This window comes from Microbacterium sp. NFH-22A-Y (genome assembly GCF_021401375.1).
Classification (GTDB): Bacteria; Actinomycetota; Actinomycetes; order Actinomycetales; family Microbacteriaceae; genus Microbacterium; species Microbacterium hominis.
Genome location: NZ_JACBGF010000002.1, coordinates 964,177 through 990,764, shown reverse-complemented (window position 1 = coordinate 990,764; position 26,588 = coordinate 964,177). Strand labels below are relative to the sequence as shown.

Sequence of the window (26,588 nt, the reverse complement as noted above, 5' to 3'; positions counted from 1 at the left end):
TCGCGCCGACACCGCCGCCGCATGCCGGAGGGTGGGGCCCCTTCCCGACCCCACCCCTCCGGGATCAGGCGCACCCGCGGCGGAGGACCCTTACGCCGACACCCGCGGTCAACAGCAGCGCGGCCAGGAGCGCCCACGCCCACGGAACCTGCGCACCCGAGACCGCCAACTGCCCTGCGGGAAGCACCGTCACCGGCACCTGAGCGATCAGCAGCCCCGCGCCGTCCCACACGAACACCGTGTGCACGCCGACGGCCAGCGATGCGGGGATCGCGACGTCGAACGCCGTCCGGCCCGAGGCGTCCGCCCGCGCGATCCCGCCGATCCTGATCGGATCGCTGTGCAGCTCGGCCGTCACCTGCTCGTCCGGGTGCAGACCCGACACGCTCACGCGCACCGTCCCGCCGCGCTCCACGGAGGTCGCCGACGCCGACGCCACCGCAGGCGGACGCGGAGACGAGGTCCCCGGCACCGTTCCGCTCGGTCGCGGGATCGGCGTCACCGTCGCCGTCGGCGCCGGGTCGAGAGGCGTCGGGGACCCCGTCGGCGTCGGCGCGGGCGTCCCCGTCGGCGTCGCGGTCGGCGTCGGCGTCGGCGTCGGCGTCGGCGTCGCGGTCGCGTGGACGAGGGAGACGTCGTAGTCGACGAACGTGACATGGTCCTGCGCGTACGCGCGGAGCCGGACGGTCGTGGGCGCGCCGGCGTCCGCGAGGGCGACGGTCCGCGGCTGAGTGTCGTCCACCAGGATGTCGCCGACGTACACGAGCCCGCTCGGGGATGCCGGGGCGATCGTGAGGGTCGCCGTCGTCGCATCGCGGGGCACGGTGGCCGTGTAGGCGTAGGTGCCGCGTGCCAGGGCGGGGGCGAGCGTGCCCCCGTCCACAGCGAGCGCGGCGAGGTCGGCGTCGGTGTCGTACTGGGTGCTCAGGGTCGTGTACACGCCGTAGACGCCCCCGACGTAGCCACGGCCGTTGTTCTGGAACCGCACGGTCACAACGGGGATCTTCTCCCCCTGCGCATCGAGGACGTAGGCGCCCGACTGGTCGCGCAGATAGCTGTCGCGCGCTGCGATCGCATCGAGCACCGCCTGCGGGATCCGGTCGTACTGGATGTACCACGTGTCCGTGCCGTGGGCACCCGTGACGGTCTCGGTCTTCAGCTTGGTGTCGTTGAGGTAGACGTCGAAGCTGCGCCCCTGGTCTCCCCCGTAGTACCGCACGCCCAGGTAGTTGACACCCGCGGCGGGATCCACCTTCATGTCGTACTGGAACCAGGCATCCGACGCGTTCTGAGCGTCGCGGTAGGGCTGGCCCCGCCAGACGCCGACGCCCGACTTGTTGAAGGCGTAGTTCTTGCCCGCCTCGCTGTTGTTCGCGTCGAAGGAGGTGAGGGCGTCGATGGTCGTCTCGTCGGTCCGGAGCTTCTCCTTGTCGGCCTTGATCAACGCCTGCGCGGCCGCGGAATCGGGTTCGATGAGATTCATGTACAGCGCGTACCGAGCGTTGTACAGGCTGTAGTACGGCTCGAACACGAGGGCGCCGGAGGCGGCATCCGTGTTGCGCAACGCGAACCGCAGGGTCGTGCGGCCGTCCTTGTTCGGGCCGTCCGGCAGCCGGACGAGGTTGTCGACGATGTCGCGCTTGAAGGCCGCCACGTCGGAGACGAGCACGTCGTTGTTGACCGACTTGTCCGCCTGGCTCATGCGCACGAGGATGCCCGCCTGGTAGTCGGCGGTGACGTTGGTGCGATTGAGCTCGGTCGCCAGGACGAGCGGGCCGTACTGGAACGCGACCCAGTCCTTGTTCTCGGTCTGGTCGCTGACGGTCACCTTGGCGGGGATCGTGTACGCGACGACGTCCCCCGCGGCGACCGGGAGGGCGATGTACCCGTCCTCACCCTGCGCCGCGACCGCGGCGACGCCGTTGATGGTCACCGCGGGCCCGCCCGCGATCCACCCCGGCACGCGCAGCTTCAGCGTCGTGCCCGCCGCGACCGCGCCGCCATCGGCGGCGGCCACCTCGAACGAGACGGTGTCGCGCGCGGGCACGTCGGCGGTCTGCGTCAGGGTCAGGTTCAGGTCCGCGGCCGTGTACACCGAGGAGCGGAACATGTTGACGTAGACGGTCGCATCCTTGCGGAAATACACGGAGTCGCCGAGCTTCGTGAAGCTCTCGGTCGCGGTCCCCTGGTCGCACCAGAACTCGTCCTCGGGCTTGCCGAACACCTTCGCGTACCCGGCGGTCATCGGCTGGAAGTACGTGACCATGCCGGTGTCGGGGTTCTGCGAGGCCAGGATCGTGTTGATGTAAGTCAACTCGTAGTAGTCGGCGTACGCGCTGTCGGGAGTGACCCGGAACAGCGCACGGGTCAGTTTGAGCATGTTGTACTCGTTGCAGCCCTCGACGGTGGAGTTCTCGCCGTAGCCGCTGGTCACCCCGCTCGTGGCGAACTCGTAGAGCGTGCCCGGATCGTGGAAGTGCTCCGAGTAGCTGTTGCCGCCGTTGACGTAGGAGTGATCCTTCGTCACCATCGTCCAGAAGTTCTCCGCCGCCTGACGGTACATGTCGAGGTCGGCCTTCTCACCGTCGGTGAGAGTCGCGTACAGCCTCGGGTTGTCGGTGAACAGCGTGTAGCGCTTCAGCGCGCCGATGACCTTCGGGATCGTCGTGTTGGCGTGCTTGCCCGCCAGCACGTCGCGGTTCGCGGCGAGGTCGCGGAACAGCGACACCTCGTCGAAGTACTCCGCGGCCCGCTTGTGCGCCGGGTTCTCGGTGATCGCGTACAGGTTGTACAGCGCTTCGTTCATTCCGCCGTACTCGGTGTTCAGCATGGACGACGGATCGGACTGGCGCGAGGCCCAGTCACGCAGCCACGTGCCGAACCCGCTCGCGACGGTGAGCGCGTCGGTCCCGAGCGCGGACGGTGCATAGGCGTGTGCGTCGAGCAGACCCGCGAGCACCTTGTGCAGGTTGTAGAACGGCACGATGAGGCCGTCCGCTCCGCCCGGCAGGTAGCCGACCGGGAACGGGGCGACGTAGCCGGCATTGGACGGGTCCTTGGCCGCGTACGCCTCCTGCGCCGCCTTGAGACCCTCGACCGAGGTCGTCAGCTTGTCGAGCAGACGCTGCTTGGTCTCGGCATCCGTTGCCGAGGCGTACGCCTGCGAGAGCGCGGAGATGTAATGCCCGAAGAAGTGCCCCTGGAAGCGCGCGCCGTTCGCCCGCTCCCAGCCGCCGTAGGGCTGCACGCCGCCGGTCGGCAGCCCCGCGAGCTCGTTGAACGAGTACAGGAACCGCAGGGGGTCGAGCGTCAGCAGGTAGTCGACCATCTTCTGGCCGCTGTTCTGGAGGTAGGGGTCCTCGAGCTGCACTTCGCTCAAGGCGGTGTCGGTCACGTAGATCGAGGTCGCGGCCCCCTGGGCGGGCACGGTGATCGCGAAGTCGCGCGCGCGAGCCGTGCTGCCGGCGTAGGTGCCGGTGGCCGTGAGCGTGACCGTGCCGTCCGCGCCGGAGGGGCGCGAGACGGTCGCCTGCTCGCCGTCGACCGCGATCAGCGTCGGCGTCGACGAGGTCCACGTGAGGGCGGTGCCGTTGCTCGTCGTCGTCGGCAGCGTGAAGTCGACGACCGCGCTCGCGGGCATCGTGAGGCCGTCGAGTCCGCGCTGCGCCGTGGTGGCGGGATCGTACGCAGGCGCGTTCTCGCGGTAAAGGGCGACGGCGTCGACATCGTCCGCCGCGGCACGGTAGATCGCATAGTCGTCGAGGGCACCGACGAGGTAGGAGCCGCGGTACACGGTGCCGTTGTAACCGACCGTCTTGGTGACGTCGGTGGCCCCGATCACACCGGTGGCGTCACCGCCGACAGCGACGGCGACGGTCGACACCTGGCGCTCGCCGTTGCGGTAGAAGGTGACCGCCTTCGTGTCTCGGTCGTAGGCGACCACGACGTGCGTCCACGTGTCGGCGGGGAAGAACGCGCTGCGCGAGCCCGTCACCGAGACCTTGTACGGCTGGCCGCCGTTCAGCCCCGGCCCCACGGACAAGGCGAGCGGCGTGTTGTCGTTCTCGGAGCTGAGATACCAGCCGTCGGAGTTGTACACCCCTTTGTTCCACGCGAACACCTGCTCGCCGCCCATCGTGCCCGTGGGCTTCCACCAGAACGAGAAGGTCAGATCGGCGGGCTGCAGCGCCGCGGAAGTCCCCAGGGAGAGTGCCTGGCGACCGTTCATCGCGATGGCCTGCCCGGAGATGCCCGCCGTGTAGGTGACGGGCTCGCCGGTGATGCTCGAGACCGAGTGGGGCGTCGGACTCGTGTCGCCGAGGGTGCCGTCGAAGGGCAGCTGCAGCACGGCCGCACCGTCGAGGGGGGATGCGGCGGCGGCGCCGAAGGTCGGAACGGCCACGACGGCGCCGGCCGCCATGACGGCGGTGACGACGCCCAGCGACATCGCCTTGCGAATACGAGACATGGGGTCCTCTCTGCGACAGTGCAGAACTCGTGTCCTCGCGGCGCGTCATCGCTGAGGCCGCCGCGGATAATGGCAGGCCCTACAGTAACGACTCTGTTAGCCCTAACAGAAGAGGGTCGTCGAAAATTTTCGATACGGCTCAGCCGGCCGGGTGCACGGCACGGCGCGTCGCGCGCGCCTCGATCCCGAAGCTGACCAGGGCGAGCACGAGCCCGGATGCCGCGAGCAGCGCGCCCACCCAGACCGGCGCGACGAAGCCGAACCCCGCGGCGATCACGACGCCGCCGAGGAACGCCCCGCTCGCGTTACCGATGTTCAGCGCCGAGTGGTTCAGCGCCGCGGCGATCGACTGGTTGTCGCCGGCGACGTCCATGAGCCGCGTCTGGATCGACGGGCTGAGCACCGACGACACGAAGCCGACGAGGAAGATGAACACCCTGAGGGTGAGCAGCAGCCCCGCGCTCAGCGCGAGGAGCACCTGCACCACGACCAGGGCGGCGAGGCCGCCCTGCATCGTGCGCTTCAGATCGCGATCGGCGAGGTGGCCGCCGACCAGGTTGCCGATCGTCATCCCGAGGCCCATGACGATGAGGATGACGGGGACCACGGCGCTCGGCGCGCCGGCGACCTCGGTCACGATCGAGGCGACATAGCTGTAGGCCGCGAAGAAGCCGCCGAAGCCGATCGCGCCGACCCCGAGGGTCAGCCACACCTGGCCGATGCGCAGCGCGCCCAGCTCGGCGCGGAGCGTGCGGCCGGGATCCCCCGCGTGGGCGGGCACGGTCAGGGCGATCATCACGGCGGCGAGCGCGAAGATGAGTGCGACGACGAGGAAGGCGACGCGCCAGCCGAAGCTCTGCCCGAGGAAGGTCCCGAGCGGCACACCGACGACGTTCGCGACCGTGAGCCCGGTGAGCACGAACGCGACGCCCTTCGCGCGGTTGCCCGGCCCCATGACGTCGGCGGCGACGAGCGCGCCGATGCCGAAGTACGCGCCGTGCGGCAGCCCGGCCAGCACGCGGGATGCCGCGACCAGCTCGAACGTCGGGGCCACCAGGGTCAGCGCGTTGCCGACCGTCAGCGCGGCGGCGAGCGCCAGCATGACGCGGTGTCGCGGGTACTTCGCGACGGCGCCGGCGATCGTCGGCGCGCCGATGACCACCCCGAGCGCGTACAGCGTGATGAGCCAGCCGGCGTGCGCGACGGCATCCTCCGGCGAGGCCGCCCACGTGGCGGGCAGCAGGTCGGCGGCGATGTCGGGAAGCAGGCCCATGACGACGAACTCGGTCATGCCGATGCCGAACGAGCCGACGGCGAGAGAGAGGAGCGCCCACATCGCCGCACCCCTCGACGGTGTCGAGGAGATCACCCGGTCATGCTACCGGTTGCCGACAGCGTCAAGGCCGGCCTAGGACGGGTCGTCGAGCGCCGCGATGGCCGTCTCGAGCCGCTCGATCTTCCCGTCGATCTCACCGGTGCGTCCGGGCCGGATGTCGGCCTTGAGCACCAGCGAGACGCGCGAGCCGAACGGCATCACGGCATCCGTCGCCGCCTTCACGACCGCGAACACCTCGTCCCACTCCCCCTCGATCTCCGTGAACATCGAGGTCGTCCGGTGCGGCAGGCCGGACTCCCGCACCACCTTCACCGCCGCGGCGACGGCGTCGTGGACCGAGCCGTCCGCGGACGCGGTCGGCTGCGAGGATGCGCCGCTGGGGGCGACGGAGAACGCGACGAGCATGGGGACTCCTTCGATCGGGGTGAGCGGTCAGGGCAGGCTGCGCACGGTGGGCGTCTCGAGGGCGGCGGCTCGGGCAGCCCGTGCCGGCCCGGTGGGCGCCCGCACGACCGCGACGAGCCGGACCAGCATCCAGACGAACATCGCGACGAGCACGAGGTTGCGCAGGGTCAGCAGGCTCACCGGCACCACCTGCGGATACAGGATGCCGTTGTAGGTCAGCGGGTAGACGAGCTGCGTCAGCAGCGCGGCGAAGAGGGCCACGGATGCCGGGGCCGACCATCGCCGGCGATCGATGACCAGACCGACGACCAGCGAGGGCACGAGCCAGCACAGGTACTGCGGCGAGCCGACCTTGTTGAAGACGATGAAACCCAGCACCAGCGCGAGCGACAGCGTCGGGAACAGCGTCGCGTAGCGGGCGCCGCGCATGACCGCGGCCGCCCCCAGGCCCACGACGGCGAGCATCGCGATCATGAGCGCGGGCGTCATCGCCGCGATGACGGGATCGATCTCGGTGCCCGTGACCTGGAAGGTCAGCAGGTCCTGGGCGTAGTACACCGAGAAGCCGGGGATGCCGAGGAGCGCGCCCCAGAGGTAGGGCATGCTGATGGGCGCCTCGACCTGCAGGCCCCGCGTCGTCTGATCGCCGATGAACCCGAACGCGTGCGCCGCGCCCCCGAGGGCGACGACGACGAGGAGGGTCGCCGCGCTCACCAGCAGCGCCCCGCCGATCAGGGCGATCCGCCGACGCAGCACCACGACCGCGGCGGCGAGCAGAGCGGCGGGCCACACCTTCATCCACGTGGCGACCGCCAGCAGCACGGAGGCCAGCCACGGCCGCCCGAGCAGCCACAGGCAGCCCAGCACCGCCAGCGCCACGGTGAACCCGTCCAGACGGTAGAGGCCGACCGGGCCCAGCAGTGCGATGTAGCAGAGCCAGAACCAGCCCGCCGTCCGGCGTCCCGCCGATCCGGCGCGACCGATGAGCACCGCGAAGGCGACGGCATCCGCGGCGATCACCACGAGCGCCCACGCGACGGTGTAGCCGGCGATCCAGGCGAAGGCGTGGGCGAGCAGCATGGGCAGCAGGGCCAGCTGGGGGTACACCCAGGACTGGTCGATGCCGACGATGCCGTATCCCTGCAGGGCGCCGAGCGACCAGGGCTCGTACACCCGGTAGACGTCGCCCATCGGCTCGTTCGGCAGGAGGAAGCCGAGCCAGGCCACGGCGACGTGCACGATCACGAAGGCGGCCCACAGTGCGCTCCGCCTCGTCATCCCCCCATCCTAAGGAGACGCGCTCAACGGTCCGAGACCAGCTGCCCGACGACGGATGCCACGGCGTGCGCGACGTCGAGGGCGACGATCGGTCCGCCGCCGTGCCGCTCGGACGCGAGCGCGCCGGCGCGCCCGTGCAGCCAGGCGGCGGTGGCCGCGGCATCCGCGGGTCGGTCGGGGTAGGCGGACAGCAGCGCGCCCAGCACGCCGGCGAGCACGTCGCCCGTCCCGGCGGTGGCGAGCCAGCCGACGCCGGACGTGACCGAGCGCAGGGTGGGGGCGCCCGTGCCAGGAGCGGCGATCAGGGTCGTGCCGCCTTTCAGGAGGACGACCGCGCCCGTCGCCGTCGCGGTGTCGGCGGCGGCCGCCTCGCGATCGGGCTGCTCGTCGCGCCCGAGGCGGCGGCGCAGGGCGGTGTGCTCGCGATCGTGCGGAGTGAGCACCAGGCGGGCGGATGCGCCGGCCGGCGCGGACGGCACGAGATCGAGGGCGCCGGCGTCGACGACGACCGGCACCTCTCCGGCGAGGAGCGTCCGGACGGCGGAGGTCTCCGCGGCGGTCCGCGTCTGCGCGGACGTGCCAGAGCCGACGACCCACGCCTGCACCCGGCCGTCGGCGGTGACCGTCTCGGGTCGGCGGTGCAGCACGAGGTCCGCGGCGCGGCGGGGTCCGAGGTAGCGCACCATGCCCACACCCGCGCGCCACGCCGCCTCGACGCCCAGCACGGCCGCCCCCGGGTACTCCTCGGATCCGGTGCGCAGCCCCACGACGCCGCGGGAATACTTGTCGTCGTCGGCGGTTGGCACCCTGAGGAGGGCGGCGGATTCCGCCGCCGACCACGGCCGGGCAGCGCTCATGCCCGCCACTGTACCCCGGCCCCACCCCCGGTCGTCGAGCGAGGCCGCCAGGCCGAGTCGAAACGCCCACCCCACCCCCGGTCGTTGAGCGAGGCCGCCAGGCCGAGTCGAAACGCCCACCCCACGACCCCTCCGGAGAGTCACGATGAGCCTGCTGTTCACCCCCTACGATCTGGCCGGACGCACGGTGCGCAACCGCCTGTGGGTCGCGCCCATGTGCCAGTACTCGGCCACCGACGGCGTGCCGAACGACTGGCACCACGTGCACCTCGCCCAGTTCGCCTCGGGCGGTGCCGGCGTCGTGATCGCCGAGGCGACCGCCGTCGTCCCCGAGGGCCGGATCTCACCGGAGGACGTCGGCCTGTGGAACGACGAGCAGCGCGACGCCTGGGCCCCCATCGCCGCCGCGATCCGCTCCCGCGGCGCTCTGCCCGGCGTGCAGCTCGCCCACGCCGGCCGCAAGGCGTCGACGTGGTCGCCCTTCTCGGGCCGCCGCGGCACCGTCCCCCTGAGCGAGGGCGGCTGGAGCACCGTCGCGCCGTCCGCCGTCGCCTACGACGGGTTCGAGGCGCCCGAAGCGCTGGACGCCGCCGGCATCGACCGCGTCGTCGAGGCGTTCGCGGATGCCGCGGCGCGCGCCGTCGCCGCCGGCTTCGAGGTGCTCGAGATCCACGCCGCGCACGGCTACCTCCTGCACCAGTTCCTCTCGCCGCTGTCCAACCTCCGCACCGACGAGTACGGCGGCTCCCTCGAGAACCGCGCCCGCCTGCTGCTGCGCGTCGTGGACGCCGTGCACGCGGCGGCCCCCGACGCCGCGCTGCTCGTGCGGTTCTCGGCATCCGACTGGGCCGAAGGCGGGTGGGATGCCGCGCAGACGGCGATCGTGGCCGCCTGGGCGGCCGCGCGCGGCGCCCACTTCTTCGACATCTCCAGCGGCGGGCTCGTCGCCCATCAGCGCATCACCACCGGTCCCGGCTACCAGGTGCCGCTGGCCGCCGAGGTGCGCCGCGAGGGCAGCGTGGCGGTGAGCGCGGTCGGCGAGATCTCGGCGGGCGCTCAGGCCGAGGAGATCCTCGCCTCCGGCGCCGCCGACGTCATCCTCGCCGGGCGCGAGTGGCTGCGCGACCCGCACTTCGCGCTGCGCGCGCAGGTCGAGCTCGGTGAGCCCGACGCGGGCCTCTGGCCGCCGCAGTACCTGCGCGCCCGCCCCGTCGCCCGCTGATCGGGCGGCGCGCGGGCGTGTCGACGCGCTCCGCTCGCTCGACGACCGGGGGATCATCCCTCCCGGTCGTCGAGCGAGGCCCGCAGGGCCGCGTCGAAACGCCGCCTCTGCTCAGTAGCCGCGACGCGTCGCGTCGTGCACCTCGCCGACGAGCTCCTCGATGATGTCCTCGAGGAACAGCACGGCCGTCGTCTCCCCCGCCGCGTTGCGCACCTGGGCCAGGTGACGGCTCGTGCGCCGCATGAGCGCCAGCGCGTCCTCGAGGTCGGTCGTCTCGGCGACGGGCACCATGTGGTGGATGCGCTTGGGCTTGATCGGAGCGACGATCTTCTCCTCGGCCCCGGCGCCCTCGGCGGCGCGCAGCACGTCCTTCAGGTGCACGTAGCCGATCGGGGCACCCTCGGCATCCACGATCACGTACCGCGAGAACCCGTGCTTGGCGACGGCGCGCTCGATCTCGTCGGGCGTCGTCGTCTCGGGCAGCGTCACCAGCTCGGACAGCGGCACGGCGACGTCGCGCGCCTTCTTGTCGGTGAACTCCACCGCGGCCGTCACCGCGCCCGACGCATCGTCGAGCACACCCTCGATGCGCGACTGGTTCACGATCGTGGCGACCTCGTCGAGCGTGAACGTCGACGCCGCCTCATCCTTCGGCTCGACGCGGAACAGGCGCACGATGTGGTTCGCGATCCAGTTGAGCGCGACGATGATCGGGTAGAAGAGCTTCGACGTCCACACCAGCGGGGTGGCGAGCAGGAGCACGGCCCGGTCGGGCAGCGAGAACGCGAGGTTCTTCGGCACCATCTCGCCGAACACGACGTGCAGGTACGACACGAGGATCAGGGCGATCGCGAACGCGACGCCGCCGATGACGGCCTCGCTCCACCCCGTGAGTCCGAGCGGCACCTCCAGGAGGTGGTGGATCGCCGGCTCGGAGACGTTCAGGATCAGGAGCGAGCAGATCGTGATGCCGAGCTGGCTCGTGGCCAGCATCAGGGTGGCGTGCTCCATCGCGTACAACGCGGTGACCGCCGTCTTCGACCCCTTCTCGGCGAGCGGCTCGATCTGGGAGCGGCGTGCGGAGATCACGGCGAACTCGGCGCCGACGAAGAACGCGTTGAACGCCAGCAGGACGACCAGCCAGGCGATTCCGGCCCAATCGCTCATCGTCGCTCACCTCCCTCGCGTGCCGCGTCGGGCACGTCGGCACCGTCCGGCAGCGGGTGCGGCGTGAACCGGACGCGGTCGACGCGCCGGCCGTCCATCCGCTGCACCTCCAGCGTCCCGTCCTCGAGATCGATGCGGTCCCCGACGACGGGGATGCGCTCGAGGGTCGACATGAAGAATCCGCCGACGGTGTCGTACACGTCGCCCTCGGGCACGCGGATGCCGGTGCGGTCGAGCACCTCATCCGGACGCAGCTCGGCGGGGAACGTGACCGCTCCGGCCATCCGCACGACGCCGGCCCGGCTGCGGTCGTGCTCGTCGAGCACTTCGCCCACGATCTCCTCCACGAGGTCTTCGAGGGTCACGACCCCGGCGGTCCCGCCGTACTCGTCGACGACGATCGCCATCTGGTAGCCGCGGGAGCGCAGCTCCGACATGACGGCGTCCAGGTGGACGGCCTCGGGCACTCGCAGCGGCTCCTGAGCGATCGCGGCGGCCGGCACGTCGCCGCGACGCTCGCGCGGCACGCTGACGGCCTGCTTGAGGTGGACGATGCCGGTGATGTCGTCCATCGACTCGTCGTAGACGGGGAAGCGGCTGTGGCCCGTGCGCCGGGCGAGCTGGATGACGTCCTCGACGCTGTCACCGGCGGCGACGGCGTGGATGCTGGGCCGCGGGGTCATCACGTCGGCGGTGGTGAGCCGCGCGAAGGTGAGGGTGCGATCCAGCAGGGATGCCGTGTCCTCCTCGAGGAGGCCGGCGCTCGCGGAGCGGCGCACGAGGCTGGACAGCTCCTCGGCCGTGCGGGCGCCCGACAGCTCCTCCTTGGGCTCGATGCCCATGCCGCGCAGCACACCGTTCGCGCTCCCGTTGAGCACGGTGATCGCGGGGCGGAAGACGGTCGTGAAGGCGACCTGGAACGGGATGACGAGCTTGGCGGTCTGACGCGGGATGGCGAGGGCGAAGTTCTTCGGCACCAGCTCGCCGAGGATCATCGAGAACGTCGTGGCGATGACGATGGCCAGGGTGGTGGCGATGACGCGCACGAGCGTGTCGGGCACGCCCCACCCCGCGAGCACGGGACTGAGCAGGCTCGTCAGCGCGGGCTCCATCGTGTAACCGGTGAGCAGCGTCGTGAGCGTGATGCCCAGCTGCGCGCTCGACAGGTGCGTGGAGGTGATGCGCAGCGCGCTGATGGTCAGCGACAGCCGCGACTCGCCGGCGGCCTGGCGGGCCTCGAGGTCGGCGCGATCGAGGTTGACCAGCGCGAACTCGCTCGCGACGAACAGTCCCGTTCCGATGGTGAGCAGAAGCCCCACGCCCAACATGACGAATTCCATCACGCGTCACCCCCGATCATGCTCGGGGAGGGTCGGTGGGGCGATCGTCTACAACTGGGAGGGTCGTCCATGGTGCAGAAGAGTTTACGGCACCCGGCCCGCGTCTGGGCTGGATGCCGCGGGCACAATGTAAGGGTGGAGCGGATCGAGCACGCAGAAGTCATCGGCGAGCGCGGCGGCATCCGCGTCCGGGCGTTCACCGCGACCGACATCGCCACCTACCGGCGGTGGCTGCAGCCCGATCAGGAGTGGCACCGCTGGGACGGCCCCTACTTTCCGAAGCTCGACAGCACGCAGATCGACGCGGCCTGCGCCCGTCTGGCCGCAGCGGTCGACGACGGCAGCTATGCCGCGCAGTCCCCGCTGCCGCGCGCGGTGATCGCGACCGTCACGGAGCCCGCGACGATGATCGGCAGCGTCTCGTGGTACTGGGAGTCGGAGGAATCGGACTGGCGGCGCATGGGGCTCACCGTGTACGACCCGTCGATCCGCGGCCGCGGGATCGGAACGAATGCGCTGGCCGTCTGGACCGACTACCTCTTCCGCACCACGGCGGCCGTGCGACTCGACTACTCGACGTGGTCCGGCAATGAGCGCATGCTCGCCGTCGGCCGCCGCCTGGGTTTCACGGAGGAAGCCCGCTTCCGCGACGCCCGCGAGGTGCGCGGCACGCATTACGACTCGGTGGTCATGGGAGTGCTGCGGCGCGAGTGGGAAGGGCGCGGAGCCGAAGAGGTCACCAGCTGACCGGCAGGGCTCTGGTCAACTGGTGACAGCGGGCAGCTGCCGACAGATTGGCGGCCTACCCACTCATGACTACACTCACCTCCTCGAACACCGCAGTTCTCTACCTGCGCCTGTCCTCCAGCGACGACGCCTCGACCTCCATTGACCGTCAGCGGCAAGACCTTCTAGACCTCGCCGAACGCGAGGGGCTCGCCGTCGTCGCTGAGCTCGCGGACGATGGGGTCTCGGGGCGAAAGACTCGTGCGAACGCACAGGAGGCACTTCGCATGATCCGCGACGGCGAAGCGTCGCATCTCCTCGTGTGGAAGCTCGACCGCTGGAGCCGGCAGGGTATCGCCGCCCTTGGTGACCTCGTCGACACTCTCGACGCACGACCCGACGCCACCTTCATCGCTCTCCGCGACGGTCTCCGCTCGGACATGGCGGCATGGCGGATCATCGCCGCAGTGCTCGCAGAGGTCGCGCGCATCGAGGCCGAGAACACCTCCACCCGCGTCAAGTCATCGCAGGCGCACCTCCTCAAGGTCGGACGCTTCCGCGGCTTTGTCCCGCCGTTCGGCTATCGGTCAGCGCCGAACCCCGACGGGCCCGGCCGCATCCTCGTCCAAGACCCCGTCGAGGCTGCCATCGTGCGCGAGCTCACCGCTAGCCTCCTCTCCGGCGCATCGATGACAGAGCTGACCGTGCGGCTCCAGCGTGAAGGCGTGCCGACTACGAAAAGCCCTGCACGCAAGGCTCGGCAGCACCACCTCCCCACGGAGGGCTTGGATTCAGGCCTATGGCACCTCACGGTGCTTCGCGGCATCCTGCGCTCGGACACACTCCTCGGCCGGACGACGCACGAGGTGAACGGGAGACGAGTTCCCGTCACAGACGACGACGGGGTGCCGATCACTTTCTGGGAGCCGATCATCGAACCGGCGACCCTCGCGCTTCTCCGCGAGCGGTTGCCAGTCGACAGCGGAAAGCTCGCCCGCCGCACCCGCGCCGCGCGTGTCCTTTCGGGCGTCGCCTTTTGCGCGGTGTGCGACTCGAAGCTGTATGTCGTGCGCTCGGGGGCTCACGTCTTCTACCGCTGTGCAGCGAAGAAGCCCGACCTCGTCCCGCCATGTCCTTGCCCGCAACTGCGCGCCGACGCACTGGAGAAGTTCGTCGAGGAGCGCCTTCTCCGTCTCATCGGCGCGCAGCCCGAGGTGGAGGAGGTCCGCGTCGTCGAGAACCCCGAAGCGGCTGCCGACCTCGCCGACATCGACCGTGCACTCCACGATGCAACCGCGGCGCTCATGAGCGACGGTGTCGATGCTAGCGCCGTCATGGGGCGTATTGAGGCGCTCAAGGCGCGTCGCGCCGCGTTGAGGGAACAGCCGGCAGCCGTGCACACGACCCTCGTCCCCACGGGACGCACACTCGCCGACGCTTGGCACGCGGCCGACCCAGCGACCCCCGAGGGCGTCCGCGCCCGGCGCACGCTCCTTCTCCGCGAGGTGGACCACCTGACGCTTGCCCCAGGCTCCTCCCGGGCCGACCCCGTCGCCGAGCGCGTTACCGTCCTGCTATCTCGTGAGGACGAGTACGCCGCGCTGTCGGCCTTTGAGGTCGCCGGGTAGGGCGCCGGGGGAGCCCGAGCGGGCCGCAGTCCGTCGCCGAGGGACGAAAGGGCAGAAGTAACCCTCCCTTCTCTATTCCTCTTACTAGACGACTCTCTCTCATAGCCGGAATAAGGAAGGGAGGGTTACTTCCTCCCTTCCGTCCCTCAAGCGTCCCCGGCGCCCCTCCCTGGGCAACTCCCCCGCGCCTGGCGGCCTCCCCATGTGGCACTCATCGTGCCCGCCGCGCCCCGCCATCCGCGAGTCACGGCTATCGGGCAGGCTGGCGGCCTCTCTTAGTGACCCCACCTGACTAGTGGGCGCTTCTTTTTGCCTCTCACTCGTGACTCACGCGCCCGGAAGGAGCCGCATGTCCACCACCGTCCATTGCGACCAATGCGCACGGCCGTTCACTGCCACGCGTGCCGACGCGCTCACGTGCGGAGCTGCCTGCCGCCAACGCCGCCGCCGTGAGCGCTTGGCCCATCGCGCGACCGTTGCCGCAGAACTCCTCCAGCGCCAGGTAGCCCTTCACTCCCGCGCCCTCGCGGAGGGCTACGACGTCGTCGCCTCCGACCTGGCCGCGCTCCAGCGAGACGCACGGCGGGCACTGGCCGCGTGATGGGTCTCGCGCCCACCGCAACCTAAGCCCCCTCCCCCAAGCGCCACCCAGCGCTCACCCACACTGACCGGGCGACGCCCGCGATGCGGCCCTTGCGCAAGCGCGCAGGGGCTCACGAAACCGATTGGACCCCCGCATGGCCGGCAGCACAGACTTCCCTCCCGACTACATCATCGACGCTATCCCCGGTGCCCGTGAGCTGGCTTCTGCACACTTTGACGCGCGCGTCGAGCTTGCTAAGGCAGCAGAGGCACTCACGACCGCTCGCGAGGAAGCAGCCGAGCTGTCACTCAGCGGCAATCTGGTGTCACCCTCGCGCGCGCCTGGCGTCCCTCGGGCTGACTGGCAAGCCGCAGTCGACCGCTACCACGACCGCTCCGATGACGTCCGCATGGCTGAGCACGCCCTCACCGCTGCGCGCGAACGATTGCAATCGCACGTCGACGCGGGTATGGCGACGGAGGAGTTCGCGGCCCAGCACGAGAAGCTCCTCGCGGACGCTCATCGCGCCGCTAACCGCGCCCTCGCAACTCTTCGCACGCAGCTCACTCAGCGTGACAAGTTGCTCGCCGCCGTCGGCCGCCGCGCCCGCCTGCGCACGGAATGGTACGGCATCGACAACGCTCTCCACGATGTCACCGAGTACGTCACGGCGGGCTACGAAGTTCTCGACAACTTCGAGGCACGCGCGGTGCGGATGCTTGACAACACCATCATGCTCCCGGAGGACAAGGGTCGATTCGTCGCGAGGGTGCGAGCGCTCGACGTTGCTGACATCGCTACCGATGAGAAGCTCGCGACTCTCAAGCGAGAGTTCAACCTGTGACCCACGACGCGGCGCTTGCACCACGCGAACCACCTGACCCGCTGACAGCGGCGCGCACTCAGCTCGTGGCGTTGACAACCGAACTTGACACCGCGCGCCGCGAGCTCTGGATCGAGCGAGCGCGCCGCACCTTCCCAGCGCTCCGAGACGAAGCCGTCGAGCTCATCACCGCCGCCGACGAGGCAGGGGTGCTACGCCAGGCGTCGCTCCTGGTCGTTCTGTAGCCGGGAGTCATACGTCTTGCGCATGTCCGCTAGCCTCCTCAGCGCGGCCTCCGCCTCGATGAAGACCTGCGCGACCGGCTGTCCAGCCACGAGCGTCCGGTAGTGCGTGTCGCGACCGTGTGCGTCGGGCCTCGCCGTCGGGTGCAGGGGCGGAAACACCCGTGCAGGTGTGTAGGGGATCGCGGGCACCCACTCGCCGCCTTGACCCGCGAACACCTGCCCCCGGACATACTTCCCGTCGCGAGCCACCCACACCTCCGCTACCGCGTAGCCGGGCACGTACAGCTCCTCCGCGTGGGCGTGCTCAGTCTCGCCACGGAAGTAGACGAGTCCGCCGAGCGCAGCGCCATACGGGTCCGCGTCCCTGGCTGAGTAGTAATCGGGGTACCCGACTCGCACCTTCTCCGCTGTACGGAAGACGCTGGACAGCGCTCGTACAAGAGCGGCCCACACAGCGACCTCGTCGTCAGAGTCCAGCACAGCGCCTAGCTCAGCTCTCGACTGGGCGAGCTCTGTGAAATGGAAGTGGATAGCTGGCACAGCCCCAGTGTGCCCGCGCCGTGCCTCTGTCCGGGCCGCGACAGGCCGCGCGCCGCTCAACCCCCTCCCCAGGGTCTCCCCCTCCCCCGGGTCGCTCCCTCCCGGGAGCGCATAGCGTCTGCCTGCGCGCGCGGGTTCCAGGGTTTCGGCGCAGGTTCCTACCTTTCACGAAAGACCCTCCATGCAACGATGCTCCGGCCCCTGCGGGCGCCTCCTCTTAGTCGCCGACTTACCGCCGCACTCCGAGCGCGCCTTCGGCAACTGCTGGGACTGCCACCTCGACAGACAGGCAGAGCACGAGGGACTCGACACCCCGACCGTCACCGCGTCGACCCGGCGCCTCAAGAGCCGCGTCCGCGGCTTCTAGCCCGAGGAGGCGCCATGTCTGGCCCGCTCCCCAAAGAACAGCGCCAGCGCGAGCGCGACACGCGCCGCCGAGGCGCCGAGTTCGCGACCGTCGAGGACGACGCCGTCGTCCGCGGCCCCGAGCTCGACGGCGACTACTCGCCCGCCACCCTCGCCTGGTACGACGTCTGGCGGCGCTCGCCGCAGGCCGCGCTCTTCGAGTCGACCGACTGGCTCCGCCTCGCGCTCCTGGCGCCGATGGTCGAGAAGCACCTCGAAAGCCCGTCAGCCGCCGCCATGTCGGAAATCCGTATGAACGAAGAGCGACTCGGCGCGACCTACGCCGACCGCCTCCGTGCCCGCATCAAGATCGAGCGCCCCGACCCCGGCGCCAAGCTCGCGCCCGTGACTGAGCTAAAGCCGCGCGACCTCGCCGCCCGCCTCGCCGCGGCGCGAGCCGCCCAGCAGACCCCCGCCGAGGAGGACGAGGCCAGCGAGCCCGCGCCCTTCTAGGGCGAGCCCGAGGAGGGCGCCATGACCAAAGCCCGCGCCGCTCGCGCCCGCCGCAAGGCAGTTCTCACGGTTGACGACTTCCCCCTCGACGGTTCTGTCCTCACTCTCGGCTTCGACATTGCCGCGTGGATCGAGGAGTACCTCCTCCAGCCCGACGGCGACGCAGCCGGCGAGTTCTTTGTGCTCGCCCCCGAGCAGCTCAACTTCCTTCTCTGGTTCTACGCGGTCGACGAGCTTGGCCGCTTCGTCTATCGCCGCGGCGTCCTCCGTCGCGCGAAGGGCTGGGGCAAGTCGCCCTTCCTCGGCGCCATCGCACTCGCTGAGCTCGGCGGCCCCGTGCGCTTCTCTCACCTCGACGACGAGGCAGTGGGGGGATGCCGCGGCGCCCGACACCCGATGCCGTGGGTCGTCATCGCCGGCGTCTCCGAAGCGCAGACCGAAAACACGATGTCCGCGATTCGCTCTATGGCCGAAGGCCAGGAGCTCGCCGAGCTCCTGGGATTCGAGGCCAACAGCATCGGCAAGACCCGCATCTTCCTGCCCGACGGCGGCAAGATCGTCCCCGTCACGGCCAACGCCGCAACCCAGGAGGGCGCGCGCCCGACGTTCACGATCATGGACGAGACGCACCACTGGACCGAGTCCAACGGGGGTGCCAAGCTCGCGCGCGTCCTCCGGCGCAACCTCGCCAAGGTCAACGGCCGCGCCATCGAGACGACCAATGCCCACGCCCCCGGCCAGGAGTCGATCGCCGAGCGCTCCTACCTCGCCCACCTCGCGATCCGCGAGGGCCGCGCTCTGACCACCGACGGCGCCTCAATCCTCTACGACTCGCGCGAAGCTCCCCTAGACGTCGACCTCGCCGACCCCGACGACGTCCGCGAGGGCCTCCGCGCCGCCTACGGTGACGCCACGTGGGTCGACCTCGACCGCATCCTCGCCGAGGTCTACGACCCCGACACGCCTCCCGAGGAGGCGCGCCGCTTCTACCTCAACCAGATCGTCGCGGCAGCCGACTCCTGGGTCTCCCCCGCTGAGTGGCACGCGAACCGCGACGACGACATTGCCCCGCTCAGCCTGGGCGAGTGGAATGGTCGCCGCTCGACCGGTGACACGGTCGCGCTCGGCTTCGACGGCTCGCTGACCGACGACTCGACGGCGCTCGTCGCTGTGCGGATCGAGGACGGCGCGCCCTTCCTTCTCGCCATCTGGGAGAAGCCGGAGGGGCCGGCCGGCGCGGGTTGGGCTGTCCCGAAGGCCGATGTCCGCGATGCTGTCGACTTCGCGTTTACACACCTAGACGTCGTCGCGTTCTTCTCCGACGTCGCCTACTGGGAGACGGATATCGACGCCTGGCGCGACGAATACGCCGAGCGCCTCCTCGTGAAGGCCACGACTCGCCACGCTATCGGCTGGGACATGCGCGGTCACCAGATGGACACGACGCGCGCAGCCGAGGCGCTGCACCGTGCGCTGACCGACCATGAGGTGCCCTGGCGCGATCACGAGCTCCTCGCTGGAGCGTCGGCCGGACTCAATGGCGCGGAGATTCTGACCCGCCACGTCCTCAACGGGCGCCGCCGTATCAACCGCTGGGGCATCAGCTTCGGCAAGGAGAGCCGCGAGTCGCCCAAGAAGGTCGACGCTCTCGCCGCGCTCATGCTCGCCCGAATGGCGCGCACCCGTCTTCTCGCCGATGGTGCCTACGCCAAACGCCGCAAGGGCCCCGGCCGCGTCGTCGGCTTCTAACAAATCACAACCGCTGGAGACACCCATGTTGATCACGCTGGAGCCCATTTGCGGTCACCCGATGACGGCAGACATCCCACCCGACGGGCTCGACGACGCCGAGCGCGTCGCTCTGGCGCGCCAGTACGCGTCCGGCGCGCCAGCGCCCTACCCGCGCGCTTTCGCGGCTGCCTGCGCGGCCACAGCGCCGCTAGCGCAGCGAGCTGTGCGATGACCTGGGCGCGTGTGATCGGTCTCCCGCCGACGCAGCGGGCGTCGGACCTCATCACCGTGTCAGCCGAAGGCGCCATCACAATTCGTGCGGTCGGACACGACCCCGACGCGTGGCCGGACGTCGACCCGACCCGTTCCACCGCGCCCCCGTACCGCGGCGGCGCCCGCTCCTAACCAAGAGGAACCTCTCATGCCAAGTCTCACCGCTCGCGAGCGTCGCGCGTTCTTCACCGCAGTGACCGGCGCCGCCGCGCCGAAGCCGTCACTTCCCGCTCGCATCATCGGCGGCGCCATCACGGTCGGCATCGTCGCGCTCGCCGCCGCCCTCCTTGTGTGGGGTCTCGCCGCCGTCATTGTCGGCATCGCGCGCACGTTGGGCGCCCCATGAAACGCGGACGCCGCGCACGGCGGCAGTTGCGGGCGGCCAAGCCGATCCCGCTCGTCATTCGCTGGCGTGACGGCGATCTGACGCTCGACGCTCGGCGCGTCTACTCGCCAGCCGTTCGCAGCCTCGCCGACGCCGGCCGGTACGTCGACCTGGCCAAGCGCGTCGCTGACCTCGATCTCGACGAGGCAGAAGCGCGACGTTTCGGCGCGATGCTCGCGCTCGCGATGCTCGGACGTGCTCTGCCGCGCCGATGAGCGCGACCAAACTTCGACTCGACCGCGCCGGCATCATCGAGCTCCTCAAAGGCCCAGTCGGCCGCGGTGCGGTGACTGCGGCAGCCGACGCCGTCAAACGCAACGTCGGCACCCCGACCGCCTCCGGCAAGCCGGTCGACGTACGTGTCGGAGCGTTCGAGACACGCATCACAGCGGCAGCGAGCGTGACCCTCGCACACCCCGCGGGCATCGCCATGGAAGCCAAGCACGGCTACCTGGGCAAGGCCGCGACCGCTGCCGGCCTATCCGTCAGGCGCCGCTAGACCCCCACCCTCGACCTCACGCGCACAGGCCCCCGCTCCAGCCCTGGAGACGGGGGCCTTGTCGTTCCATCTGGAGCCCCTCATGACAAACGTCGGTTACGCCACCGTCTCCGTCCTTCCCACGACGAAGGGCTTCGGCCAGGCGCTTTCGGGAGACCTGAACCCGCTCGGCGCCGACGCCGGCCGGTCGCTGGGCGGTTCGATCATGGGCTCCTTGAAGTCCGTGGTCGGCCCGGCGATGCTAGCGGCCGGTGCGCTCGCTCTCGGGAACTTCGTCGGCGGCGCGATCACCTCGGCCGGCGCTCTGGAGCAGTCCATGGGCGCTATCGATGCGGTCTTCAAGGGCTCATCTGCTGGGATGCACGCCTTCGCGGCATCCGCGTCATCCGCATTCGGTTTGACCCGCAACGAGGCGAATGAGCTCGCCACTGTCCTCGGTACGCAGCTCAAGAACGGCGGCACCGCCATCGGCGACCTCGGCGGCAAGACGCAGGAGCTCATCGCGCTCGGCGGCGACATGGCGGCGATGTTTGGCGGCTCGACTGCCGACGCTGTAGGCGCGCTGTCCTCCGCCCTCAAGGGTGAGCGCGATCCCATCGAGCGCTACGGCGTCTCCCTGACGCAAGCAGCCATCGACGCGGAGGCGGCATCACTCGGCTTCGCCAAGGTCGGCGGCTCGCTCTCCACCGAGGCGAGCCAAGCCGCGACCTTGTCGCTGATCATGAAGCAGACCGCCGACGCGCACGGCGCTCTCGCGCGCGAGAGCGGCTCTCTCCAGGCACAGCAGGCCCGCTTGTCGTCGGGCTGGGAGAACCTCCAGGCCAGCATCGGCCAGGCGTTCCTACCGGCCGCGTCGTCCGCCGTCGGCCTGCTCGCCGACCTCGTCGCGGGGGCGATGCCGCTCATCGGCGACGTCGGCCCGGCATTGGCGAGCATCTTTGGCAACCCTGCCTTCTCCCAGCTCGGCGCCGCGCTCGCCGCGCTCCTTCCCAACATCTCCCCCGTCGGCATTGCCTTCCAAGCGCTTGCGCCTGTGCTGCCACTCATCGGCGAGACGCTTGGCCGCATCGCCGGGGTGCTCGCCGGGGCGCTGACCACGGCCGCCACAGCGCTCACACCCGTCATCCAAACCCTCACGGGCATCCTCTCCGGCGTTCTCGCCGCCGTGCTGCCTGTCATCGCGACGCTCTTCGAGGCCCTCGCGCCAGTCCTCACCACCGCAGCTGACCTGATCAGTGTGCTCGCCGAAGCAGTCATGCCGCTCGTCTCGACGCTGGCGGACATTCTCATGCCGGCCGTAGAGGCGCTGCTGCCCGTCGTTCAGGTCGTCTTCGGGGCCGTCGCGGACATCATCCGCGGCGCCATGAATGTCGTGCAGGGCATCATCGCCACCGTTACGGCAGTGATCAAGGGCGACTGGTCCGGCGCGTGGGACGGCATCAAGCAAATCCTCTCGGGCGCCTGGGAGATGATCGTCGGCGCAGTTCGCGGCGCAATCAATCTCGTCGTCGAGGTGTTCCGGGGGCTCCTCCCCGCCATCGGCACCGCACTCGCTGGCATCGGAACATGGCTATTTGAGACCGGCCGCGACCTCATCCAAGGGCTCATCAATGGCGTCGGGGCAATGGCAGGAGCCCTATGGGATGGCATCGTCGGCATCGTCCGCGATGCCGTGGGCGGAGTGCTCGACTTCCTCGGCATCCACTCCCCCAGCCGCCTCTTCATGGGCATCGGCCGCAACGTCGGTCTCGGCCTCATCGGCGGTATGGACCGCATGCAAGGAGCCGTCGCCGACTCCGCTCTCGGCCTCGCGGATGCCGCCACCTCGTCGCTGTCCGGCTTCACGGTCTCGCCGTCTCTTGACGTGCCTGACGTGGCGCCGGCAAACGGCCGCCGCCCTGGCGACTTCCCCGGTGACGACCCGGGTGCCCGAGGCGACTCCTACCCGATCCACTACTACGACTACTCGTCCTCCACGGAGGACAAGGCGGCCAAGCTCGCCCGCGCCCGTGCTCAGCAGAAGGCGGCGACGGCAGCGGGCGCCTGGAGGTAACTGAATGGCTGACGTCGACCTGTCCCTCATCGCCCCATCGGGGAGCGAGCTCAGCCTCGCGTCGTCCATCTGGGATGCCGGGGCCTTTCGTGTCATGGACGGCACGTCTGGCCTCGGCCTCCCGGTCCAGCTCGCCGCGCGCCTCCGCGCCGCCCTACCCGAACGCCGCCTCACCGCGACATGGCGCGGGCGCCGACTCGACTTGAGCTACGCCCACGCATTCGGCCGCGAGCGCATTCGCGCGCTCCGTGAGGGAGGCATCCAGGTCTGGGCGGCGCTCGTCGTCCGCGAGCTCGACGTCGAGGCCGACGAAGCCGAAGAGCTCGCCTGCGAACTCATCGACCAAGTCAGTCGCCGCGAACCGCCCCTCTTCGTCGACTTCGACGACGCTACGGTGCGTGTAAACGTGGCCGCCCTCCGGCACCCTCCCCGCCTCGCCGCGCTCGCCGAGGGTCGAGTCGTCGACTGGGCGCGCGCGGTCGCCTACCCCGTCCCGCGCCGCATCCCCAAGCGCGACGCCACGCGCCTCGCCGAGGCCATCGTCTTAGCAGCGGAGCGCGCCCGCCGAGACGACGACGACCTCGCCACCACCTAACTCGAAGGGCCCCTCGTGACCGCTCACCTCATCGCCGCAGGCCCCGCACAGCTCTCTGGCCTCGCCGCCCAAGCCGATACGCAGACTCTGATCACCGTCCACGACTCCGCCAACGTCGACGACCCTGGGCCGCTCATGCTTGTAGCCCATGTCCCCGCTGGGGAGTCGAGCGTCAGCATCTACTCCACGCCAACCCAGCTCACGCGGGGCGCCGTAGTCGTCTGTTCCTCGCCCGTTCGCGTCTCGGCCACGCTGACTTACGACCTCGCGTGACCCCGTACCCTCCCACCGGCCGCTTCGCCGGGCGCCTATTCTTCGCCGAACCTGGCGACCCGCCCGCCGTCGGCGACATCGTCTTCCGTCCGCAGTCTTTCGACGTGCCGGAAGGTGCGCCTTACACGGTCATCGCCTTCGTCATCCGCGAAACACTCGACTCGGACGGCCGCTACGACCGGCAGCTCGTCACCGGCACCTACGACATCGAGTTTCGCCTTCGCGGAGTCGGCGTACCCGCCCTCCGCGGAGTCCGATTGCGCGAGGGCGAGACCGTCGACCTCGCCACTCTCCGCCGCCTCACTCGCCGCTGACTCCAGGCCCCCGTCTCACTCCCGAGGCGGGGCCTTTCGTCGTTTCTACGCGGAAGCAAAATCGGCCAATCGCGTCTCTAGACTGCGCCGCCGTGATGGACTCCCCCGACTCCCCGATGCCCTGCCCCAATGACGAGACCCACATGTCGATATTCGGAGCGCGTTGCCCTGTTTGCGGGACGTGGACATGAGCCAAACTGGCTCACATGGATACCCCTCGGACCGTAGCCTACTTCCGCGCCGGCCACTCCGTGAACGGACGACCCGCCTCACTCGAAGAGTGGCGCGTCACGACCGGCGACCCGGAGGTCGCGGCCAAGATCCACGAACTCCTGGGCGGAGACGCGCCGCAGAAGTTCGAGACCAAGGGCGAAGACGACATCGAGGTCTTCACGGCATCCGCCGAGGTCGACATCGTCATCGTCAAGCCGATCCGTCAGCGCATGGTCTTCTGGTCGCGCGCCAACAAGCTCGTCTACGCGACAGACGGCGAGTGGAAGCTCGACGACTCCGGCAACCCGACGGACGAGCCGGACCCGGACGCCTCGCTGAGCTTCGCCGAGCGCAAGCAGAAGGGGCAGGACGGACTCGGCCCGGTGCCCGACACGGAGCTCTACTTCCGCCTCGCCGCCGACCCCGACCTGGGCATCTTCAAGTTCCAGACCGGCTCCTGGGGCCTCGTGCGCGACCTCGCCTACGACGGCACCGAGGACATCCTCGCTGACGCTCTCGCCGATGGCGATGGCAAGGCGTCCGCTTTCCTTAAGCTCGTCCCCACGAGCTTCGTCGCCAAGAACGGCCCGCGCGCCGGCCAGCGGATCGAGTTCTCCCACCCATCCATCACGCTCGTCCCAACCTTGTGAAGCACAAGGAGCCCTCCGCACGACGACGTGTGAAGGGCTCCTTGCTCTAGGCTCACCGACAGGCGAGTCCCGAGATAATTGGTGTATCTCGGGACTCGTCCTACGCAGCGATCAGAGCCGTGCGATGCATCGCAACCCGCCCCTCGGCGCGCTCAAGCATCCAAGCGAACTCCTCGCCTGTCACTCCGAGGAGGTCGAGGTCTCCGACCCAATCGGCCCAATCGACGATTGCATCGACGATGTGGTCGGCAATGGCCATCGCATCCACATCTCCCGTCGCGTGGGCAGCTCCCCACCTTCGCGCGGCGAGTTCGAGAGCGACCTCGTCAACCTCGCGCGAGTAGCCCGTATCCGCAAGCCTCGCCAGCCCAGCAATTGCACCTTCATGACTCTGCATAGTTGCCTCTCCGGCGCTCCGACTCTCGGAGCCGCCAAGTGGACCGTAGCGACAAGAAGGTCGAGCATGCAAATTGCCTTCTGACCACGAAAAAAGACGCGCGTGAGTCGTCTTACGCGACATACAGAGTGGAGCCGACCCTGTTATAAATTAGGTGATGACGGGCAGGGCCTTGCCCTCCTCGTAACCGGCGGCGGACTGCAGCCCGACCGTCGCACGCTCGTGGAACGCGGGCACCGTCGCAGCCCCCGCGTAGGTGAACGAGGACCGCACGCCCGACGTGATCATGTCGACGAGGTCCTCCACGGACGGCCGCAGCGGGTCGAGGTAGATCTTCGACGACGAGATGCCCTCCGCGAACAGCTCCTTGCGGGCGCGCTCGTAGGGGTCGAGGCGCCCGAAGCGGCCCTGGACCGCCTTCGTCGAGGCCATCCCCCACGACTCCTTGAAGACGCGGCCGGCCTCGTCGACCTGCAGCTGGCCCGGAGCCTCGATCGTCCCGGCGAACCACGAGCCGATCATGACGGATGCCGCGCCCGCGGCCAGGGCCAGCGCCACGTCGCGCGGGTAGCGCACGCCACCGTCCGCCCAGACGTGCGCGCCGAGCTCGGCGGCGGCCTGCGCCGTCTCGAGCACGGCGGAGAACTGCGGGCGGCCCACCGCGGTCATCATGCGGGTCGTGCACATCGCGCCCGGTCCGACGCCCACCTTGAGGATGGTCGCCCCCGCACCGACGAGATCGCGCACGCCCTCGGCCGTGACGATGTTGCCGGCCGCGATCGGGATGCCCAGGCCCAGCTCCGACACCGTGTGCAGCGCGCGCAGCATCCCCTCCTGGTGGCCGTGCGCGGTGTCGACGACGAGCACGTCGACGCCGGCCGCGACGAGCGCGCGGGCCTTGGCGGCGACGTCGCCGTTGATGCCCACGGCCGCCGCGACGATCAGTCGACCGTCCGCGTCGACGGCGGGGCGGTACAGCGTCGAGCGCAGCGCCGTGCGCTGCGAGAGCGTGCCGACGAGGTAGCCGTGGTGCAGGACGCAGACGGTCTCGGCGCCCGCGGCGACGATCAGGTCGAAGGCGTGGCGGGCGTCGGTGACGTCGTCAGCGTCGATCGAGGCCCCGCGCCCGCGGGCGAGATCGCCCAGCCGCGCGTCGGGAAGCGCCGTTCCGAGGCGCGTGGCCGGCACGACCCCGAGGATGTCGTCGACGTGGACGCGGGCGGTGTCGCCGGACACCACGACGATGCCGTGGCCCTCCGTCGCGGGAAGCAGCGCCGCGGCCTCGGCGACGGTCGCATCGGCGCCCAGCACGAGGGGCGTGTCCCACGGCACGGGCTGGTCCTTGACCCAGCGGATCGCCGCGTCGATGTCCTGCAGCGGCATGTCCTGCGGCAGCACGCCCAGCCCGCCGCGGCGGGCGAGGGCAGCGGCGAGGCGGGGACCGGTGACCGAGTTCATGTTCGACGCGACCAGTGGGATGGTCGCGGAGGTGCCGTCGCGCGGCGACAGGTCGACGTCCAGCCGGCTCGTCACGCCCGAGCGACGGGGCACGAGGAACACGTCGGAGTAGGTGAGATCGACGGTGGGCTGGGCGCCGGAGAACTGCATGGTTCCCACGGTACCGACAGAAAACCTGGGATACCCTTGATGAACGTGTGCGTGTGGGCCGCGCCATACACAGCAGCGGGCCTCGCACGATCTGAAGTTCATCGATGAAAGCAGGCGCAAC

The 26,588-nt window shown here is 70.1% G+C and carries 23 protein-coding genes; 13 read left to right on the top strand and 10 right to left on the bottom strand.

The features are described from left to right. Positions 1–64: 64 nt before the first annotated feature. The 5 genes from L0965_RS10400 to L0965_RS10380 form a co-directional block, all read right to left on the bottom strand. Positions 65–4,468 carry a beta-L-arabinofuranosidase domain-containing protein gene (locus tag L0965_RS10400; RefSeq protein ID WP_101306669.1) on the bottom strand — a complete coding sequence of 1,468 codons (4,404 nt, stop codon included), beginning with the start codon at positions 4,466–4,468 and terminating at the stop codon, positions 65–67. Positions 4,469–4,607: 139 nt separating this feature from the next. After that, a complete protein-coding gene (locus L0965_RS10395; RefSeq protein WP_198553715.1) occupies positions 4,608–5,804 on the bottom strand; it encodes an MFS transporter in 1,197 nt (398 codons plus the stop codon). Between the two features lie 72 nt (positions 5,805–5,876). After that, on the bottom strand, positions 5,877–6,209 hold the full coding sequence (locus tag L0965_RS10390) for a thiamine-binding protein (RefSeq protein ID WP_060960896.1): 333 nt from the start codon (positions 6,207–6,209) through the stop codon (positions 5,877–5,879). 27 nt (positions 6,210–6,236) lie between these two features. Further along, a complete protein-coding gene (locus tag L0965_RS10385; RefSeq protein WP_101306671.1) occupies positions 6,237–7,487 on the bottom strand; it encodes a glycosyltransferase 87 family protein in 1,251 nt (416 codons plus the stop codon). Between the two features lie 23 nt (positions 7,488–7,510). Continuing rightward, a complete protein-coding gene (locus L0965_RS10380) occupies positions 7,511–8,344 on the bottom strand; it encodes an NAD(P)H-hydrate dehydratase (RefSeq protein ID WP_198553631.1) in 834 nt (277 codons plus the stop codon). A 145-nt stretch (positions 8,345–8,489) separates the two neighbouring features. Here L0965_RS10380 and L0965_RS10375 point away from each other — a divergent pair, with 145 nt between their 5' ends. Next, a complete protein-coding gene (locus tag L0965_RS10375; RefSeq protein WP_101306673.1) occupies positions 8,490–9,566 on the top strand; it encodes an NADH:flavin oxidoreductase/NADH oxidase in 1,077 nt (358 codons plus the stop codon). A 111-nt stretch (positions 9,567–9,677) separates the two neighbouring features. Here L0965_RS10375 and L0965_RS10370 read toward each other — a convergent pair whose 3' ends face one another. Next, complete coding sequence (locus L0965_RS10370) at positions 9,678–10,733, bottom strand: hemolysin family protein (RefSeq protein ID WP_060960900.1); 1,056 nt, start codon at positions 10,731–10,733, stop codon at positions 9,678–9,680. Then, a complete protein-coding gene (locus L0965_RS10365; protein ID WP_060960901.1) occupies positions 10,730–12,073 on the bottom strand; it encodes a hemolysin family protein in 1,344 nt (447 codons plus the stop codon). Before L0965_RS10365 ends, L0965_RS10370 begins: the two co-directional genes overlap by 4 nt. A 135-nt stretch (positions 12,074–12,208) precedes the next feature. On the opposite strand from L0965_RS10365, the gene L0965_RS10360 reads away from it, so the two are divergent. From L0965_RS10360 to L0965_RS10350, 3 genes are all read left to right on the top strand, one after another. Further along, positions 12,209–12,820 carry a GNAT family N-acetyltransferase gene (locus tag L0965_RS10360; protein WP_232783919.1) on the top strand — a complete coding sequence of 204 codons (612 nt, stop codon included), beginning with the start codon at positions 12,209–12,211 and terminating at the stop codon, positions 12,818–12,820. A gap of 65 nt (positions 12,821–12,885) precedes the next feature. Further along, positions 12,886–14,427 carry a recombinase family protein gene (locus tag L0965_RS10355; protein ID WP_101306675.1) on the top strand — a complete coding sequence of 514 codons (1,542 nt, stop codon included), beginning with the start codon at positions 12,886–12,888 and terminating at the stop codon, positions 14,425–14,427. Positions 14,428–15,164: 737 nt separating this feature from the next. Continuing rightward, complete coding sequence (locus tag L0965_RS10350; RefSeq protein WP_101306677.1) at positions 15,165–15,854, top strand: hypothetical protein; 690 nt, start codon at positions 15,165–15,167, stop codon at positions 15,852–15,854. A 191-nt stretch (positions 15,855–16,045) separates the two neighbouring features. Here L0965_RS10350 and L0965_RS10345 read toward each other — a convergent pair whose 3' ends face one another. Further along, a complete protein-coding gene (locus tag L0965_RS10345; RefSeq protein WP_157831628.1) occupies positions 16,046–16,618 on the bottom strand; it encodes a hypothetical protein in 573 nt (190 codons plus the stop codon). 381 nt (positions 16,619–16,999) lie between these two features. On the opposite strand from L0965_RS10345, the gene L0965_RS10340 reads away from it, so the two are divergent. The 9 genes from L0965_RS10340 to L0965_RS10300 all read left to right on the top strand — a co-directional run bounded on the left by L0965_RS10340 (position 17,000) and on the right by L0965_RS10300 (position 24,462). Continuing rightward, positions 17,000–17,476: a hypothetical protein gene (locus L0965_RS10340; protein WP_101306680.1), complete on the top strand. Its 477-nt coding sequence runs from the start codon at positions 17,000–17,002 to the stop codon at positions 17,474–17,476. 21 nt (positions 17,477–17,497) lie between these two features. Then, on the top strand, positions 17,498–19,225 hold the full coding sequence (locus L0965_RS10335; RefSeq protein ID WP_198553632.1) for a hypothetical protein: 1,728 nt from the start codon (positions 17,498–17,500) through the stop codon (positions 19,223–19,225). A 403-nt stretch (positions 19,226–19,628) separates the two neighbouring features. Continuing rightward, positions 19,629–19,826, top strand: a complete 198-nt coding sequence (locus L0965_RS10330; protein WP_101306682.1) for a hypothetical protein — start codon at positions 19,629–19,631, stop codon at positions 19,824–19,826. Further along, a complete protein-coding gene (locus L0965_RS10325; RefSeq protein ID WP_157831630.1) occupies positions 19,823–20,080 on the top strand; it encodes a hypothetical protein in 258 nt (85 codons plus the stop codon). Before L0965_RS10330 ends, L0965_RS10325 begins: the two co-directional genes overlap by 4 nt. Next, positions 20,077–20,364, top strand: a complete 288-nt coding sequence (locus L0965_RS10320; protein ID WP_101306684.1) for a hypothetical protein — start codon at positions 20,077–20,079, stop codon at positions 20,362–20,364. The genes L0965_RS10325 and L0965_RS10320 overlap by 4 nt, the downstream gene beginning before the upstream one ends. Before the next feature lie 82 nt (positions 20,365–20,446). Then, complete coding sequence (locus L0965_RS10315; protein WP_234057984.1) at positions 20,447–22,417, top strand: hypothetical protein; 1,971 nt, start codon at positions 20,447–20,449, stop codon at positions 22,415–22,417. Between the two features lie 4 nt (positions 22,418–22,421). After that, positions 22,422–23,012, top strand: coding sequence for a hypothetical protein (locus L0965_RS10310; protein WP_101306686.1), 591 nt, complete (start codon positions 22,422–22,424; stop codon positions 23,010–23,012). Positions 23,013–23,281: 269 nt separating this feature from the next. Further along, a complete protein-coding gene (locus L0965_RS10305; protein ID WP_101306688.1) occupies positions 23,282–23,599 on the top strand; it encodes a hypothetical protein in 318 nt (105 codons plus the stop codon). A gap of 206 nt (positions 23,600–23,805) precedes the next feature. Further along, the gene (locus tag L0965_RS10300; protein WP_101306689.1) at positions 23,806–24,462 is read left to right on the top strand and encodes a hypothetical protein; all 657 of its coding nucleotides are present in this window, start codon (positions 23,806–23,808) and stop codon (positions 24,460–24,462) included. A gap of 100 nt (positions 24,463–24,562) precedes the next feature. Here L0965_RS10300 and L0965_RS10295 read toward each other — a convergent pair whose 3' ends face one another. After that, positions 24,563–24,721 (bottom strand): hypothetical protein, encoded by a 159-nt coding sequence (locus tag L0965_RS10295; protein ID WP_157831632.1) that lies wholly within the window; start codon positions 24,719–24,721, stop codon positions 24,563–24,565. Positions 24,722–25,009: 288 nt separating this feature from the next. After that, positions 25,010–26,467, bottom strand: coding sequence for a GuaB1 family IMP dehydrogenase-related protein (locus L0965_RS10290; RefSeq protein WP_101306691.1), 1,458 nt, complete (start codon positions 26,465–26,467; stop codon positions 25,010–25,012). Positions 26,468–26,588 lie beyond the last annotated feature (121 nt).